This is a genomic window from Amycolatopsis keratiniphila subsp. keratiniphila, assembly GCF_001620365.2.
Classification (GTDB): domain Bacteria; phylum Actinomycetota; class Actinomycetes; order Mycobacteriales; family Pseudonocardiaceae; genus Amycolatopsis; species Amycolatopsis keratiniphila.
This window is the reverse complement of the sequence record NZ_LQMT02000041.1, coordinates 15,012-30,450: the sequence shown is the minus strand read 5'-3', so window position 1 is coordinate 30,450 and position 15,439 is coordinate 15,012. Positions and strand designations below refer to the sequence as shown.

15 protein-coding genes are annotated in these 15,439 nt (G+C 69.1%); 6 read left to right on the top strand and 9 right to left on the bottom strand.

Features of this window, described 5'->3' with window-relative positions:
- Window positions 1-11: 11 nt before the first annotated feature.
- Together AVR91_RS37470 and AVR91_RS37465 are read right to left on the bottom strand one after the other, a co-directional pair.
- Entirely contained in the window at window positions 12-1,181 is a 1,170-nt protein-coding gene (locus AVR91_RS37470; protein ID WP_063271998.1) for a DUF3152 domain-containing protein, read from the bottom strand.
- Between the two features lie 81 nt (window positions 1,182-1,262).
- On the bottom strand, window positions 1,263-2,120 hold the full coding sequence (locus tag AVR91_RS37465) for an alpha/beta fold hydrolase (protein WP_063271997.1): 858 nt from the start codon (window positions 2,118-2,120) through the stop codon (window positions 1,263-1,265).
- A 244-nt stretch (window positions 2,121-2,364) separates the two neighbouring features.
- Here AVR91_RS37465 and AVR91_RS37460 point away from each other — a divergent pair, with 244 nt between their 5' ends.
- Window positions 2,365-2,988, top strand: coding sequence for a TetR/AcrR family transcriptional regulator (locus AVR91_RS37460; RefSeq protein ID WP_037332079.1), 624 nt, complete (start codon window positions 2,365-2,367; stop codon window positions 2,986-2,988).
- Window positions 2,989-3,061: 73 nt separating this feature from the next.
- Here the strand turns inward: AVR91_RS37460 and AVR91_RS37455 are convergent, their stop codons facing one another.
- Both AVR91_RS37455 and AVR91_RS37450 read right to left on the bottom strand, forming a co-directional pair.
- Window positions 3,062-4,483 carry an amidohydrolase family protein gene (locus AVR91_RS37455; RefSeq protein WP_063271996.1) on the bottom strand — a complete coding sequence of 474 codons (1,422 nt, stop codon included), beginning with the start codon at window positions 4,481-4,483 and terminating at the stop codon, window positions 3,062-3,064.
- 35 nt (window positions 4,484-4,518) lie between these two features.
- Window positions 4,519-5,559 carry an amidohydrolase family protein gene (locus AVR91_RS37450; RefSeq protein WP_063271995.1) on the bottom strand — a complete coding sequence of 347 codons (1,041 nt, stop codon included), beginning with the start codon at window positions 5,557-5,559 and terminating at the stop codon, window positions 4,519-4,521.
- A 96-nt stretch (window positions 5,560-5,655) separates the two neighbouring features.
- On the opposite strand from AVR91_RS37450, the gene AVR91_RS37445 reads away from it, so the two are divergent.
- Window positions 5,656-6,192, top strand: a complete 537-nt coding sequence (locus tag AVR91_RS37445; RefSeq protein ID WP_063271994.1) for a carboxymuconolactone decarboxylase family protein — start codon at window positions 5,656-5,658, stop codon at window positions 6,190-6,192.
- 328 nt (window positions 6,193-6,520) lie between these two features.
- Here AVR91_RS37445 and AVR91_RS37440 read toward each other — a convergent pair whose 3' ends face one another.
- Both AVR91_RS37440 and AVR91_RS37435 read right to left on the bottom strand, forming a co-directional pair.
- Window positions 6,521-7,444 (bottom strand): alpha/beta fold hydrolase, encoded by a 924-nt coding sequence (locus AVR91_RS37440; protein ID WP_063271993.1) that lies wholly within the window; start codon window positions 7,442-7,444, stop codon window positions 6,521-6,523.
- Window positions 7,441-8,349 carry an AurF N-oxygenase family protein gene (locus tag AVR91_RS37435; RefSeq protein ID WP_063271992.1) on the bottom strand — a complete coding sequence of 303 codons (909 nt, stop codon included), beginning with the start codon at window positions 8,347-8,349 and terminating at the stop codon, window positions 7,441-7,443. Before AVR91_RS37435 ends, AVR91_RS37440 begins: the two co-directional genes overlap by 4 nt.
- 50 nt (window positions 8,350-8,399) lie before the next feature.
- Here AVR91_RS37435 and AVR91_RS37430 point away from each other — a divergent pair, with 50 nt between their 5' ends.
- Both AVR91_RS37430 and AVR91_RS37425 read left to right on the top strand, forming a co-directional pair.
- Entirely contained in the window at window positions 8,400-9,167 is a 768-nt protein-coding gene (locus AVR91_RS37430) for a TetR/AcrR family transcriptional regulator (RefSeq protein ID WP_063271991.1), read from the top strand.
- Window positions 9,164-9,490: a DUF4873 domain-containing protein gene (locus AVR91_RS37425; RefSeq protein ID WP_016331491.1), complete on the top strand. Its 327-nt coding sequence runs from the start codon at window positions 9,164-9,166 to the stop codon at window positions 9,488-9,490. Before AVR91_RS37430 ends, AVR91_RS37425 begins: the two co-directional genes overlap by 4 nt.
- Before the next feature lie 103 nt (window positions 9,491-9,593).
- On the opposite strand, the gene AVR91_RS37420 is transcribed toward AVR91_RS37425, so the two are convergent.
- The 3 genes from AVR91_RS37420 to AVR91_RS37410 all read right to left on the bottom strand — a co-directional run bounded on the left by AVR91_RS37420 (window position 9,594) and on the right by AVR91_RS37410 (window position 11,933).
- Window positions 9,594-10,874 (bottom strand): heparan-alpha-glucosaminide N-acetyltransferase domain-containing protein, encoded by a 1,281-nt coding sequence (locus tag AVR91_RS37420; RefSeq protein ID WP_063271990.1) that lies wholly within the window; start codon window positions 10,872-10,874, stop codon window positions 9,594-9,596.
- A 114-nt stretch (window positions 10,875-10,988) separates the two neighbouring features.
- On the bottom strand, window positions 10,989-11,219 hold the full coding sequence (locus AVR91_RS37415) for a DUF3107 domain-containing protein (protein ID WP_016331489.1): 231 nt from the start codon (window positions 11,217-11,219) through the stop codon (window positions 10,989-10,991).
- A gap of 60 nt (window positions 11,220-11,279) precedes the next feature.
- Complete coding sequence (locus tag AVR91_RS37410) at window positions 11,280-11,933, bottom strand: ferritin-like fold-containing protein (protein WP_043848581.1); 654 nt, start codon at window positions 11,931-11,933, stop codon at window positions 11,280-11,282.
- 463 nt (window positions 11,934-12,396) lie between these two features.
- On the opposite strand from AVR91_RS37410, the gene AVR91_RS37405 reads away from it, so the two are divergent.
- On the top strand, window positions 12,397-13,992 hold the full coding sequence (locus AVR91_RS37405; protein ID WP_063271989.1) for a DEAD/DEAH box helicase: 1,596 nt from the start codon (window positions 12,397-12,399) through the stop codon (window positions 13,990-13,992).
- Between the two features lie 35 nt (window positions 13,993-14,027).
- Entirely contained in the window at window positions 14,028-15,407 is a 1,380-nt protein-coding gene (locus tag AVR91_RS37400) for an Rv3212 family protein (protein ID WP_063271988.1), read from the top strand.
- The last annotated feature ends 32 nt before the right edge of the window (window positions 15,408-15,439 follow it).

The following is a 15,439-nucleotide window of genomic DNA, read 5'->3' as shown; positions in this document are numbered from 1 at the left end:
GACGGCTTGGACTAGGGTGTCTGGTTCGGCCAGGAGCCCGGCTTGCACACCTTGCCGTCCGCGGGCACCTTGCCGCGGTCGCCGCCGGGGAGATTGTTCAGCTGCGCCACGAAGTCGTTCGAGACGCCGAAGGTCTGCTGCATCATGACGGGCGCGACCGCGCCGTTCTCCGGGCAGCCCACGTGCTTTCCGCCCAACGCGTGCCCGACCTCGTGATTGATGGCGTACTGGCGGTACCCGGTCATGTCGCTCTCGAAGGCCATCGCCCCCCGCACCCAGCGGGCGAGGTTGATCACCACGCGCTTGTCGAAACTCGAGCGGTAGCAAGACGTCTCATAGGTGATCTGGAACATGCAGACGTCCGCGCGATGCGTGGTGTTCGGTGTGGTGAGACTCACCCGGAAGCTCGGATTCGGGAAGCTCGCGTCGACGCGCTGGAGCGCTTTCTTGCCGTCCCACGTCCAGCTCTTGGGATTGGACAGCGTGCCCTGCACCATCGTGGCGAAGCTGTCGTCACCGCCGTAGCTGGACGCATCGATGCCGTCCTCGACCTCGACGGTGTACGTGAACAGCTGGCCCGTGCCCACCTTTTCACCCTTGCCCGGCACCACGTGATAGGTGCCCTTGCCGGACTCGGTGAAGGGACCGCCCTTGGGCAGGTCCGCGGTCGGGATCTTGAGGTCGACCGGTTTGGCCGGGTTCTCCGGGAGGACATCGCCGCCTCCGTCGACCCCCGCGCCCGGCTCGCCGCCGTTGCCGGCGGATCCATCGGCCGCGGCCTGGGTCGTGCCGTCGGAGGCGATCGGCTCGGCCGGGCCGGTGGCGGTGTTGAACACGACCAGCGCGGTGATCACCACGAGGATCGGGAGCGCGTACACGCGCCAGCCGTAGGTCTTGGCGAACTGGCCGATGCCGCCCTTGCGCTTGCGTTTGGCGGCGGCTTTGGCGGCGGCGGTCTCGTGCGGCTTCCAAGACGCGCTGAGCGGCTGGGCGCTGGTCCGGCGGCCACCTGGGCGGTAGCGGTCTTCGTCGAGCCGCTGCGACGGCGGCGGCGTCGGCCGGTACTGGCCGGTGCGCGGCGCGTCGGCGGTCCGGGGCTGGGCGCGCGGCGGACGACGGGCGGAGGCGGAGTACTGAGACCGCCGACCTTCGCCCTGCGCGCCTTGCTTTACCCGATCCACGCGCACCAGGGTGCCATAACCGAACTGTGATGTTGTGAGCGACCGGCGCTTGGCACGGCGTGTCCCGGCCACCCGAATGGGCTACCAGATGCCCGATTCAACCGATTCCCACATCCCCAAAACGGCCTTCGCTACGACATTCGGGCGTTCCATCTGCGCCACGTGGCCGGTTCGGGGCAGAACGAGCAACCGCGCGTGCGGAAGTAGCCGAGCGGTGCGCTCGGCGCGCCGGACGGAGATCACCCGGTCGTGCTGCCCCCACACGACGAGCGTCGGCGCGTCGACGGTCGGCGCGACCGCCCACAGCGACGCCGGGCCGCGCGCGGACCACGTCCGGAAGATGCCGAACGTGCTGCGGGCCAGCGCGGGGGCGGCCCAGGCGAACCCGGCGCGGGCGCTGTGTTCCTCTTCCAGCTCGTCCAGCCTGCTCTGCGCGAACCGGCTCGGGTCGGCGAAGCACAGCTTGATGACCTGCATGGCGCGTTCGCGCGGGCCGAGCGCGGCCAGCCGCCGTCGCACTCTCGGCCCGATCAACGGCAGATACGCGAACGCCATCCGCGGATCGGACAGCCGTTTCATGCTGGGCCGCAGGTCCGGCATCGCCGGCGAGATCAGCGTCAGTGTCTTGACCAGCTCCGGACGGCGGGCCGCGACGAGCAGCGCGACGGCGCCGCCCATCGAGTTGCCGAACAGGTGCACGGGCCCCGCATCGAGGCTCTCGATGTGGCTCGCCACGACCTCGGCGTGCGCGTCGAGGCTGAAGTCGAACCCGTCGACCGGCTCCGAATAGCCGAATCCCGGCAAATCGACCGACGTGCCCGCGGCTTGGGGCGCCAGAAGGGCGGCGAGGTCGGTCCAGTTCGTGGACGAACCGCCGAGGCCGTGGACGTAGACGGCCGTCTCGGGACCGCCCGGTGTCCGGCGGATGTGCAATTTCACCCCGCCGACACCTATTGTTTCCCCGGGCCAAGGGGGCGGCGCCGGGTCCAGCGAGGGCAACGACCTGCGCGAAAGCGGCACATGGGTCAGCGGCGGGCGGCCCCCGGCGGCACGGGAAACTGGAGAAGACACAGCATCAAGGATGCCTGACCCTTGGCGGTCCGGCTGTACCGGCGAGTAATCTCGAGCTCACTTCACGCGGCGGTGACCCCGCCCCGCGGAGCCCGCGGCTACTGGAGGAACGATGACAGAAATGGCGCGACTGCAGGCCCGAGGTGTCCGCCTGCCCAGAACGGAACGCCGCGCCCAGCTGCTGGCCGCCGCGCAGCGGGTGTTCGCCGCGAACGGATACCACGCCGCCGCGATGGACGAGATCGCCGAAGAGGCCGGAGTCAGCAAGCCGGTCCTCTATCAGCACTTCCCCGGCAAGCTCGACCTCTACATCGCGCTGCTGGAGAGCCACGTCGACGAACTGGTGCGGCGGGTCAAGGACGCGCTCGACTCCACGTCGGACAACAAGCAGCGCGTGCCTGCCACCGTCGGCGCGTTCTTCGACTTCGTGAACAACGACGCCGGCGCCTTCCGCATGGTCTTCGAGTCCGACCTGCGCGGCGAGCCCGCCGTCCAGGAGGCGGTGGACCGGGCGACGTCGGCCAGCGTCGACGCGATCACCGAGACCATCACCGCCGACGCGGGCCTCGACGAGGACAAGGCCCGGCTGCTCGCCGTCGGCCTCGTGGGTCTCTCGCAGGTCAGCGCACGGTTCTGGCTGGCGCACCACAAGTCGATGAGCCGCGAAGAGGCCGTCGCGCTCACCGCCAACCTCGCCTGGCGAGGCATCGGCGGTGGCTTCCCCCTCCAGCACTGACCCCCGCGTTTCGTCCTCTGGATGCGGTCCTTGCGCATGCAACCACCGCATTCAGAGGACGAATTGCGTCAGGTCACTGGGGCAGGAGCTTCTTCAGGCGGTCCGCGGCGGCCTGGGCGTCGGCGACGACCTTCGCGGTGTCGATGCCGACAACGCGTCCTTCGCGCTTGAGGGCGCGGCCGTCGACGAACACCCACGAGACGTTCGCGGGCTGGGTGTTGAAGACCAGCTGATTCACCCAGTCCACCTTCGGCGCGAAGTTGACCGCCTGCGCGTCGACCAGCTGGAGATCCGCCCGCTTGCCCGGCGTCAGCGACCCGATCTCCTTGTCCATCCCGAGCGCCTCCGCGCCGCCGAGGGTCGCCATGCGCAGGACGTCCGCCGTGGTCGGGTAGACCGCCGGATCCGTCGTGGTCGCCCGCTGGAGACCGACGGCCGCGCGCATGACGTTGAACATGTCGCTCGTGTCGTTGGTGCCGCCGTCGAGACCGAGCCCGACCTTCATGTTCCGCTTCTTCATCTCCGGCAGCCGGATGACACCCGACGCGAGCCGCATGTTCGAAAGCGGGTTGTGCGCCACGCCGACCCCGGCCGCCGCGAGCTCGTCGAGGTCGGCGTCGGTGGTCTGGATGACGTGGTTCGCCACCAGCCCGGGGTGCAACGCGTTCGCGCGCCGAAGCGCGTCCATCTGCCCCGCGGTCAGATCGGCCTTCGATTCGAGCAGGTGCACGTTCAGCGAGACGCCGAGTTCGCGCGCGAGCTTCTCCGAGGCTTCGACGCTCGGGAAGTTCCCCGTGGACGGATGCGTGCCGATCTGCAGGCGTGCCAACGGGTTCGGATCGATGACCTCGCGCTTCACGCGGCGGATCTCGTTCTGCAGCGCGGGATCGGTGGTGCCGTTGTAGGAGTAGAGGAACCGCAGCTTCGACTCGCCGAGCGCGCGGAGACCGCCCTTGGCGAAGTCGGTGTTGAACGCGTGCGACCAGTCGGTGACCGTGGTGATGCCGGTCGAGACGACGTCGGCCGCGGCGAGTTTCGTGCCCGCGTACGCGTCCGCGTCGGTCACCGGGGCGCGGTACAGCGGGATGACGCATTTGCCGAGCCAGCCGATGAGTTCCTTGTCGGCCGCGCAGCCGCGGATGAGCGACTGCCACAGGTGGTTGTGCAGGTCGACGAAGCCGGGCAGCACGATCTTGCCCCGGCCGTCGACGACTCTCGCGGTACCCGCGTCGAGGTCCTTCCCGACCTGCTTGATCTTGGTGCCTTCCAGTACGACGTCGGCGTCGGCGAGGGCGCCGAGCGGTCCTTCGCCGAGGCCGGGATCCATGGTGAGCACCATCGAAGCGTCGCGGATGACGACCCGGCCGGCGCCGGTGAATTCCGCGTCGCTCCCGGCTTCGGTGGTCCCGCCGCCCAGGTCGGTGAGCAAGACCGCGCCGAGGACGACGGCGATGGTGAGGCTGAAAACGGACAGGATCGATCTGTTTCGTTTCATTCTTCCAACTCCCCAGTCGAAAAGATCACGTTAGCTCACCTGACGCGAACACCCCGGAGAATTACCGCGATGGGATGTTCCAGCCGTTCCAGGTCCTCACGCGGATCTTCCGCGTAGACGACGGCGTCGGCGGGCGCGCCCGGAACCAGCCCGGGCAACCCCAGATATTCGCGCGCGGCCCACGAGCCCGCGGCGAGGGCGTCGTGGGGTCGCAGCCCCGCTTCCGCGAGGGCGCGGATCTCGGCGCCCACCCGGCCGTGCGGCCGGGAGTCGGTCCCGGCGAGGATCTTCACCCCGGCTTCGGCCGCCGCCACGATCAACCCCGGATGCGCCTCCGCCCCGCCGACGAACCACCGTTTCCGCGGGGTGTCCTCACGGTTCCGCGCCCGCCCGAGCGCCGCCTGGAACACCGAGAGCGTCGGCGTGAGCGCGGTTCCGCGGGCCGCCATGTCCGGCAGGTACACGGGATCGAGCCACATCCCGTGTTCGACGGAGTCGACTCCCGCGGCCACCGCCGCTTCCCCGCCGGCGGCGTGCTGCGAGTGCACCGCGACCCGGCCACCGGCCGCGTGCACCGCCTCGACGACCGCGGTCATGACGTCGGACGGCACGGCGTCGTCCCCCGCCCGCCAGTCGGCGATGATCTTGGCCCAACCGGTGCGTTTCGCTTGTGCCGCGGCCAATCCGGGGAGCTCCGCGTGCGTGGCGCGACGGCCCCAGCCGTCGAAGAACTGGCCGTGCTGGGCGATCCAGGGCCCGGCGTGCACCGCGCGGGGCAGCCCGGGTTCGGCGCCGAACCACTCGGGCGGCTCACCGGGCAGCCCCGGCGAGCGGATCATCGTGACCCCGGCGTCGACGTGCCGGTGCAGATCGGCCCGCAGGATCTCTTCGTCCATCGGGTCGCCGGGCTCCTCGGCCCCGGGATGGGTGTGGGCGTCGACGAGGCCCGGCAAGAGCCAGCCTTCGGCGACCAGTTCCGCCCTCGGAACCGGATCGGTGGTCCATCGATCGCCGTCGGCGTAGAGATCGACGTACTCGCCGTCGGGAAGCGCACGCCCCCGGATTCTGATGATCACACCGCCCCCTCGTTTCGAGCAATCCAGCGGCATCGCGTCGAGCCCGGTTTCGGCTATCAATCGAGTGACCGCGTTGCCGATCCGCGAGGAGTCACCATGCCGCATATCGCGCTCGACGAGAACCTTCCCGGCATCACCGGCTTGTTCGCCTACCGGCCGGAGACGGCGGCGCCGCTCGGGCAACTCGCCGAGGTCCTGCTCCGCGGCCCGAGCAGCCTCAGCGTGGGCGAACGCGAACTGATCGGCGCCGTCGTCTCGCGCGGCAACGACTGCACGTTCTGCTCACTCAGCCATGCCGCCGTCGCCGCCGAAGCACTCGAAGGCGGCATGCCAGTGGTGGAGGCGGCGTGGAAGGACGTCGACGGCGCCCCCGTGTCGGCGAAGGTGAGGGCGCTCCTGCACGTCGCACTCGCCGTCCGCGAAAGCGGGAAGTCGGTCGGCGAAGACCTGATCGAGACCGCCCGCGCGGAGGGCGCGACGGACGTCGAAATCCACGACACGGTCCTGATCGCGGCCGCGTTCTGCATGTTCAACCGCTACGTCGACGGGCTGGCCACGCTCGCCGTCGACGACCAGGACGCCTACCGGGAGGCGGGCGTCCATCTGCTGGCGAACGGCTACACGTCCCTCTGAAAAGAGCAAGGGACCTTTGCTACCACCCGCGCCGACCGCACGTCGCGAAAGCCACTTTCGCCCCTGTCTGGGCGTTTATTCGCTGTCGTGCGTGTGCTGAAGGCTCCCTTCACTGCGTCCGATGCGGCGAAAGGAGCCTTCGGCCCCGGCAACACGCGTGTCGTCCACCCAGTCACGCGTGTCGTCCACCTGATCACACGCGCCGTCCTCTCAGACACGCACAACCACCTTGCCGCGGCTTTGACCTATGGAAAGAGAGCAAGGGACCTTTGCTACCACTTGTCTCAATGTCGAGAGAAGTGGTAGCAAAGGTCCCTTGCTCCCCTTTTCAGACCCTCGCGGCGCGGCGGACGAGTGCCGCGATGCGGTCCGAAACCTCCTGAGCCCGCTCCTGCGGAAGCATGTGCCCCGCCCCCGGATAGCGCACGAATTCGGCTTCGGGCAGCTCGTCGGCGATGACCTTGGCGTGCGGCGGCGGACAGAGCCGATCCCGCTCCCCCGCCAGCACGATCACCGGTTTGCCCTGCAGCGCGGCCAGCGTGACCCGGCAGTCGTGCCGCGAAATCGCGTCCTGGAATCCCGCGACGCTCGCCGGATGCGCGCACAGCAGCTGCTCGGCGACCGAGTCCACGTCGGCCCGCTGAGGCCGCCGCCCGAAGACGAGCAGCCGCGCACCGGGCCGCACCACCGACAGCGGCAGCGGCAAGGCGTCCCGGCGGTTCTTCGCGAGCAGCTTCGCGAGCCTCCGTTCGAACCTCGCCGCGCCGCTGCCCGCGATCCCCGGCAGGCCGAGGGTGATCCGGTCCATCTCACCGGACGACGTGGCGACGAACGCGACCCCTGCGACGCGCCGGGCCACGAGATCGGGGTGCCTGCGCGAAAGTTCCATGATCGTCATGCCGCCCATGGAGTGCCCGGCGAGCACGATCGGCCCGTTCGGGACACGGTCCTCGATCAGCTCGGCGAGGTCGTCGGCGAGGGTCGCGATCGTGGCCGTGCCCGGTTTCGCCGGCGCGGAACCGCCGTGGCCGCGCAGGTCGTAGCGCAGCGTCCGGACGGAATCGCCGAGCCGCGACACCACGCCGTCCCAGGTCCGGTGGTCCTGAGTCCAGCCGTGCACGAGCACCAGCGTGAGCTCGGAGTCGGCGGGCCCGCTCGTCTCGACGTGCAGGGCGGTGCCGTCACCGGTCACGAACCGATGCTGCCGCGACGGGTCCCACGAGACGGCGTCGCGCTGCTTGACGCTCCTCATCGCTTCCCCGGCAGCAGGAAGGACTTGCGCCAGAAGTACATGCCCGGTTTGCCGACCAGCCCCGACTCCTGCAGGAACGGCATGATCTTCTCGCCTGCCCACTGGATGCTTTCGCGCCAATTCGGGTTGTTCAGCGCGGCCTCGACGCCGTCACGCGGACGGATGCCGACGGCCTTGTAGACGTTCGGGTTGATGAAGGCCCGCGTCACGAAATACGAGATCAGCGCGATGATGAACTGCTGATAGAGGATTTCCTTCTTCGACAGTTTCGCCATCCCGCGAGTCACCTCTTCACGGGCGAAGGTGACGTGCCGGGCTTCTTCGAGCACGTGGATCCGGTTGACCATGCGCACCAGCGGCTGGATGTCCGGGTCGTTCATCTGCTCGCGCTGAAGCCGGTCGAGGACCTCTTCGGCGACGAGGATCGCGCCGTAGCGCGCGGGACCGTAGCTGATCGACGGCATCAGTTTCGCCAGCCGCCGCAGCCACGGCACCGGCCCGTAGGACGGGCAGCCGATCCGCGAGGCCATCCGCGCGAACATCGTCGAGTGACGGCATTCGTCCGCGATCTCGGTCAACGCGTACTGGGCGTGCGAACTGGTCGGGTCCTCTTCGTAGACCTCCTTGAGCAGCATCTGCATCAGGAGGATTTCGAACCACAGCCCGGTCGTGGCGACGCTGGCGACCTCGTGCTTGCCGAGTTCGATGCGCTGCTCTTCCGACAGCGAGTCCCACAATTTCGTGCCGTAGAGCGAAGAACGATGTGCCGGGATGTACCGCTTCCCGTCGACGAGCGGGGCGGTCCAGTCGATGTCGACGTCGGGATCGTAGAACTTGTTCGCGGAGGACTTGAGCAGCCGCTCGGCCGTCTTCTCCCGGTCTGTTTCCTTCAGCGCCCGCGTCATTGCCGACACACCCCTATCTGTAACTCGTGGTAACAGTTACCTCTGGTAGCATGACTGGGGTGATCGAACGTGTCAAGCGCAACAGCAAGCAGTCGAGCAAGCACCCCACGGCGGGTGAGGCCGACACGGGCGACGCCCGTCGCGACCGCTGGCGCAAGCACCGGATCGCGCGCCGCGCGGAGTTCGTCGAGGCCGCCCTGCGCGCGCTCGACGCGCACGGCCCCGACCTCGGCATGGAAGACGTCGCCGCCGAAGCGGGCGTCACGAAACCCGTGCTGTACCGGCACTTCGACGACAAGGCGGATCTGTACGTCGCGCTCGGGCAGCGCGGCACGGAGATCCTCTTCCAGCGGCTGATCCCGGCGATCAACTCCGAGCTCGCCCCGGTCCCCCGGATCCGGATGGCGCTCGACTCCTTCTTCAGCGTCATCGAGGAGCATCCGAACCTGTACCGCCTGCTCGCACGCGGCGGCCTCCAGGAGAAGGCGGTGGTCAAATCCGACGTCGTCGCCGAGGACAAGGAACTGATCGCCACCGCGCTGACCGCGCTGCTCGGCGACTACATGCGGATGTTCAACATGGACTCCGGCGCCGCCGAACCGTGGGCGCACGGCATCGTCGGGATGGTGCAGAGCACCGGCGAATGGTGGCTGGACCGGCGCTCGATGGGCCGCGACAGCGTCGTCGAGTACCTGACGCAGATCATCTGGGCCGCGATCGACGGCCTCTCCCGGCAGCAGGGCATCGTCATCGACCCGAACCTGCCGCTCGAAGAGAACAAGGTCGTCCAGATGCGGAAGGAATCGGAGGCACAGTGAGCGAGCACGACGAAGACGGTTACGCCGGCGAAGCGGTCCTCGTGATCGACGGGACCGAGATCGCCACCACGGTGGACCTGCGGGGCTATTTCCAGCCCATCGACGGGTATTACCGCTGGTACGGCCGCGTCGCCACCAACGAGCAGGTGTCGGCGGCCGCCGGCGGCAAGAAGACCGCCGTCGAGATCCGCGCTGGTGAGTACAGCGCGAAGGGCGAGCTCTCCGACCCGGACCCGTGGGACCGCTACCGCATCATGGGCACCAGCACGCCGCCCTTCCACGTGCCGACCAGCCTGGAAGAACTGAACGAACTCAACGCCTGACCAGGCGGAAGTACATGAAGGCCCCCTTCCTTACGTCTAGCGCAAGGAAGGGGGCCTTCATGTACTTCCGGGGAGCAAGGGACCTTTGCTACCACTTCGCAGGTCAGCCCCGCCGTGGAGCGGGCACCCGAGCACTGGGCAGCACGTACTTCGGCCAGCTCGACAGCTTGTTCATCGCCCATTCCAGCGGCCCGCGCCCGACGAACTTCCGCCACAGCACCGCGGCGGTCAGCGCCACCACCGAGAACTCGACGAAATGCAGCACGCTGAAGATCGAGTCGCCGTCGCTCTCGTCCCACAGCAGCGCGATCGCCACGAAATGCAGTACGTACGCGCTCAGCACCCGCCCGCCCAGATCCGAAAGCGGCCGCAGCACGCGCTCGAACTTCGGCATCAGCAGCTGACAGCCGCCGATCACCGCCGCCGCGATCCCGATCGAGATCAGCAGGTCGAACGGCGTGTACGAGGTACCCGTCGGCAGCAGTTCCCAGGCCCAGCTGGTGGTCGGCGGCGTGCCGTGGATCCAGGTCTGGTGCAGCCGCAGGAATTCCGGCGACGTCATCCCCATCTGCGCGGCGGCCGGTTCGAGCGACCGGTAGATCGCCTGCATACCGCCGAGCGGCCCGGTCGCGAGCCAGGAAACGAAGTACCCGCCCACCGCGAGCGCCGAGCCGCCGAAGAACAGCCGTCGGCACACGCTGCGCGAAGTCAGGTCCATCCGCCCGATCGCCATCCCGGCGAACACGTACGCCATCAGCGTCAACGCGGGGAACGTGCCGGTCAGCACGAGAACGGTCGCGGCCTTCAGCAGCCCGGTCGACGTGATGTCGTCCGCGGTCAGGTCCGGCGCGAAGAAGAGCAGGTCACGGGGCAGCAATTGCGCCCTGATCAGATGCGAGAGCAGCGGGCCCGCCACGGCGACGACGACCGCCGCGATCGCGAGCGCCTTCGCGCCCGCGCGCAACCACGGGATCGCGAAGAGGAAGCAGGCCCCGTAGTAGGCCAGGATCACCATGTAGCCGGTCTCGAGGCTGGTCAGCCACAGCCCCAGCGCCACCAGGAGCGGGGCGCGGGTCGCCAGTTTCAGCGCGACACGGGTCCGGTCGCGGCCCTCTTTGGGACGGCGTCCGCCGGACATCAGCGCGATCGAGACCCCGGCCAGCACCGCGAACAGCGCGGCGGAATGGCCTTCGAACGGTTTGAACAGCACCCCGACGCCGCCTTTGGCCGGATCGGGGCCGACATGCACCGCGTACATGCCGAGGACGGCCAGGCCGCGGGCGACATCGATACCGGTCAGCCGCCCTACGGCCCGTTTGGCTTGTTCGGGAACAGTGCGCACGCCGTCGACCAGCGCGCGGTCCATCACAGTGACGCCGTCCACCTCATTTCTCGGCTAGCCCCCTGCCGTCCCCGCCTTAGCGTGACGATCAAATCTGAGAGCTGGCTGAGACGCGGCGGTGACGCCACTGTGACATCCGACTACAACCCGATCGGGTTAGTCACCAACGGCGAAGCCGACCTTGCGAACATCCGACGGCGCGATCTCGACGTAGGCGATCCGGTCGGTGGGCACGATGTACTTGCGGCCCTTTTCGTCGTCGAGGCGGAAGATCCCGTCGCCGGCCCTCAAGGCGTTCGCGACCAGTTCCTCGACCTCGTCGGGTGACTGGCTGCTGGACACCACGAGCTCTCGCGGCGTGTCCTTGATGCCGATCTTGACCTCCACGTGGGACCTCCGCTTGAAAGTTCGAAATTCACTGGTGCGCCAAGGCTAGCCGAAGTGACCTCAGCCCAGCCCCAGCACCTGCATGCGCTTGGTGTGCCCCTGCTGCAACCGACGGAACAGCGCCGCGATTCCCGACAGGTCGCCCGACCCTTCGACGATCAGCTCGGCGAGCCCGTCCCGCTCGGCGACGACGTACTGGGCCTGCGTCAACGCCTCGCCCAGCAGGCGGCGGCCCCACAGCGCGAGCTTGTCGCGCGCCTTCGGGTCGGCCTCGATACCGGCCGCGACTTCGCGTTCGGCGAACGCGGAATGCCCCGTGTCGGCGAGCACGGTGAGCACGAGGTCCTTGGTCTCGGGGTCGAGCCAACTGGCCATCTCGCGGTAGAGGTCCGCGGCGAGTCCGTCGCCGACGTAGGCCTTCACCAGGGACTCGAGCCAGGAGCGCGGTGCCGTGGAGGCGTGCCACGCGTCGATGTGCCCGACGAAGGGCCGCATCGCGTCCTCGATCGCGACGCCGTGCCCCTTCAGATGCTTGGCGAGCAGGTCGTAGTGCCCGATCTCGGCCGCCGCCATCGACGCCAGCGCGGCCCGGCCGGACAGCGTCGGAGCGGTGCGCGCGTCCTCGGCCATGCGATCGAATGCGGACAATTCCCCATAGGCGAGTACGCCGAGCAAATCGACTACGCCTTCACTGATCTGCTTTGCCTCGGTCACGGCGGAAAGGGTATCGCCGAACACACCCGCACGGACCGGAAGAGACCGATCCCACCCCGCCCGGCGCGCCGGGGGGTATCGAAAAACCGCAGATCAGGTAGACTGGCCGCCGGATACGACGGATCTTCCGTCCCGGATCGGGACGCCGCTGCGGCTGAAGGACAGCCGGTGTGGCCCCGGTCAGCACAAGAATGATGTGCGTGCACGCCATCCTGCGGCATTCCCACGAAGGGCCGCTCCAGCGCCAGTAGCGCGGAGCCCGAGCGAATTTTCGTGGTCGAGTGTCGATCGGTGACCAGGGCAGTGCGCGCTGGTCACGAGAGAGGCGAGCACCCTGACCACGAACGAAACCACAACCGAAGAGCACACCACCACCGGCGTCCCGGAGGCCGTCGCGCTGGAGCACAGCGAGACCGGCCCGGCGGCGCTGGACACGTCGCACCCGCTGCAGGCGGGCGCCCCGGTGGAACCCGAAGCCCCCACCTTCGCCTCCTTCGGCATCAAGCCGGAGATCGTGAAGGCCCTCGGCGAGGCCGGGATCGAGCGCACCTTCGCCATCCAGGCCCTGACGCTGCCGCTGGCCATGGCCGGCGACGACCTGATCGGCCAGGCCCGCACCGGTATGGGCAAGACGCTGGGCTTCGGCGTCCCGCTGCTGCACCGCGTCGAGGTCCCCGGCGACGGCACCCCGCAGGTGCTGGTCGTCGTGCCGACCCGTGAGCTGTGCATCCAGGTCGCGAACGACCTCAAGGGCGCGGGCAAGCACCTCGGCATCCGCACGCTGGCCATCTACGGCGGCCGCCCGTACGAGCCGCAGATCGAGGCGCTCCGCAAGGGTGTCGACGTCGTCATCGGCACGCCCGGCCGACTGCTGGACCTGGCCGAGCAGCAGCACCTGGTGCTCGGCAAGATCCGCGGCCTGGTGCTGGACGAGGCCGACGAAATGCTCGACCTGGGCTTCCTTCCCGACATCGAGCGCATCCTCCGGATGGTCCCGGACGCCCGGCAGACGATGCTGTTCTCGGCGACCATGCCTGGTCCGATCATCACGCTGGCCCGTACGTTCCTGAACCAGCCGACGCACATCCGCGCCGAGGAGAACGACGCCGGCGCCATCCACGAGCGCACCACCCAGTTCGTCTACCGGGCGCACTCGATGGACAAGCCCGAGCTGATCGCCCGCGCGCTGCAGGCCGAAGGCCGCGGCCTGACGATGATCTTCACCCGCACCAAGCGCACCGCGCAGAAGGTCGCCGACGATCTGGTCGAGCGCGGCTTCGCGGCCGCCGCCGTGCACGGTGACCTTGGCCAGGGCGCCCGCGAGCAGGCGCTGCGCGCGTTCCGTTCCGGCAAGGTCGACGTGCTGGTCGCCACCGATGTCGCCGCCCGCGGTATCGACATCGACGACGTCACGCACGTGATCAACTACCAGACGCCGGAGGACGAGAAGACCTACGTCCACCGCATCGGCCGCACCGGCCGCGCGGGCCGCACCGGCGTCGCGATCACCCTCGTCGACTGGGACGAGGAGCCGCGCTGGAAGATGATCTCCGACATCCTCGGGCTCGACAAGCCCGAGCCGGTCGAGACGTACTCGTCGTCGAAGCACCTGTTCAGCGACCTCGGCATCCCGGAAGGCACCACCGGGCGTCTGCCGCTGTCGAAGCGGACCCGCGCCGGCCTTTCGGCCGAGGTCGAAGAAGACCTTGGCGGCAAGCGCCGCGGCCGTGGCCGCGGGGCGAGCGACGAAGAGGCTCCCCGCAAGCGCAACCGCGCGCCGCGCAAGCGGACCCGCGGCGGCGCGAACGCGGCCGCCAAGATCGAGGCCGCCGACGCCGCGGCGAGCGCTTCCGCGGACAGCGCCGAGAGCCAGAGCGAAGCCGCGTCGGAGGGCCGCACGCGGACCCGTCGCCGCAGCCGCGGTGGCGCGAAGCCGAGCCCCGAGGTCAGTGGCCCCGCGGTCGAGAAGGAGGCAGGCGACAGCGCCGAGCGTCCGGCTCGCCGACGCCGCCGTCGCCGTCCGTCGGCGACTTCTGATACACCTGCGTCGGCAGACTGAGCTTTCATACTGCGGACGTGGGGAGCTAGGGGCACGTGAGCGAACGCTGGGACGCCGCGCCGGACAACGAACCGGCGCGGCCCGTGCCCGCCGATCCCGAGCAGCCCGAAACGGCTGAAAACGCGATCGGCACGGAAGACGTGCTGGACGCCGACCCCGCTCAGCCGGTGGCCACCGAGCCGCCGCTGGGCGGGAAACGCGCCCGGCCCTCCCCGTGGAACCGCAAGCGGGACCGCGTTATCGCCGCGGCGATCGTCGTGGTCGTCGCGGTCACCGGTGTGGTCATCGGGGTGAACAGCGACAACGCGGCGACGGTCGCGCAGGTCGCCACCACCCTGCCGCCCGGGCTCCCGCCGGCGCCGGCGCAGGTCCCCGGCTCGTTGAGTGAACTCTGGCAGGCGCCGAGCTCGTCGACCCCCGTCCCGATCGGCGAGGCCAACACCGTCGTCACCGCCGACAAGGGCGAAGTCCTCGGCCGGGACCCGTACACCGGCGAAGTCCGCTGGCGCTACTCGCGCGATCTCGAACTGTGCACCGTCGCGCTCGCCGGGATCAAGGTGGACGCGGTGTACCGCAAGGACACCGGCTGCAGTGAGGTCACCCAGCTCGACGCGGGCACCGGGCGCCGCACGGCGCAACGCAACGGCGACGCCGAGCTCGGGACGCGGCTGGTCGTCGACGGATCGCACGTCACCACGACCGGCAAGAAACTCCTGAACACCTGGCGCGACGACCTGGTCAAGAGCATGGAGTACGGCCAGGTCCCCGCCATCGTGAACCCGAACAAGCAGCCGAGGACCGGCTGTACCTACGGCACGGTGGCCGCCGCGGCGGGCAAGATCGGCGTGATCGAGCGCTGCCCCGGCGACCCCGCCGACCGCTTCACCGTCTACCGCGCGACCAACGACGAGGCCGACGACCCGAAGGTCGACTACAGCACCGTGCTCGCCGGGAAGAACGCGAAGGTCGTCGCGATGTCCGGCGATCTCGCGCTGATCGTGTTGCCCGAGCAGAAACTGCTGGTCATCTACGGTGGCGACGGCCTGCAGAAGTCTGCTTATCCGCTCGACGTGCTCGAGGCCGAGATCACGCAGGATCCGGTGGGCGGTGTCATGACGACCTCGTGGACCGCGCAGGGCGTCTACTGGTTCACCGGCTCGAAGACCATGGCGTTCTCGCGGGACGACCTCACGCCGCGCTGGACGCTGAACAACTCGACCGGCCCGGGCGTGACCTTCGGGGAGCAGCTGGTCGTGCCCATCCAGGGCGGGCTGGCCGTGCTCGACGAGACGACCGGCGCCACCATCCGCACCGTCGGCGTCGACAGGCGCGGCTACACCGGTCCGGTGCTGCTCTCCTCGGTCGGGCCGGTGCTGCTGGAGCAACGCGGCCCCACCGTCGCCGCCCTCAAGTGACCGGCGGGTGGTAGCAAAGGTCCCTTGCTACC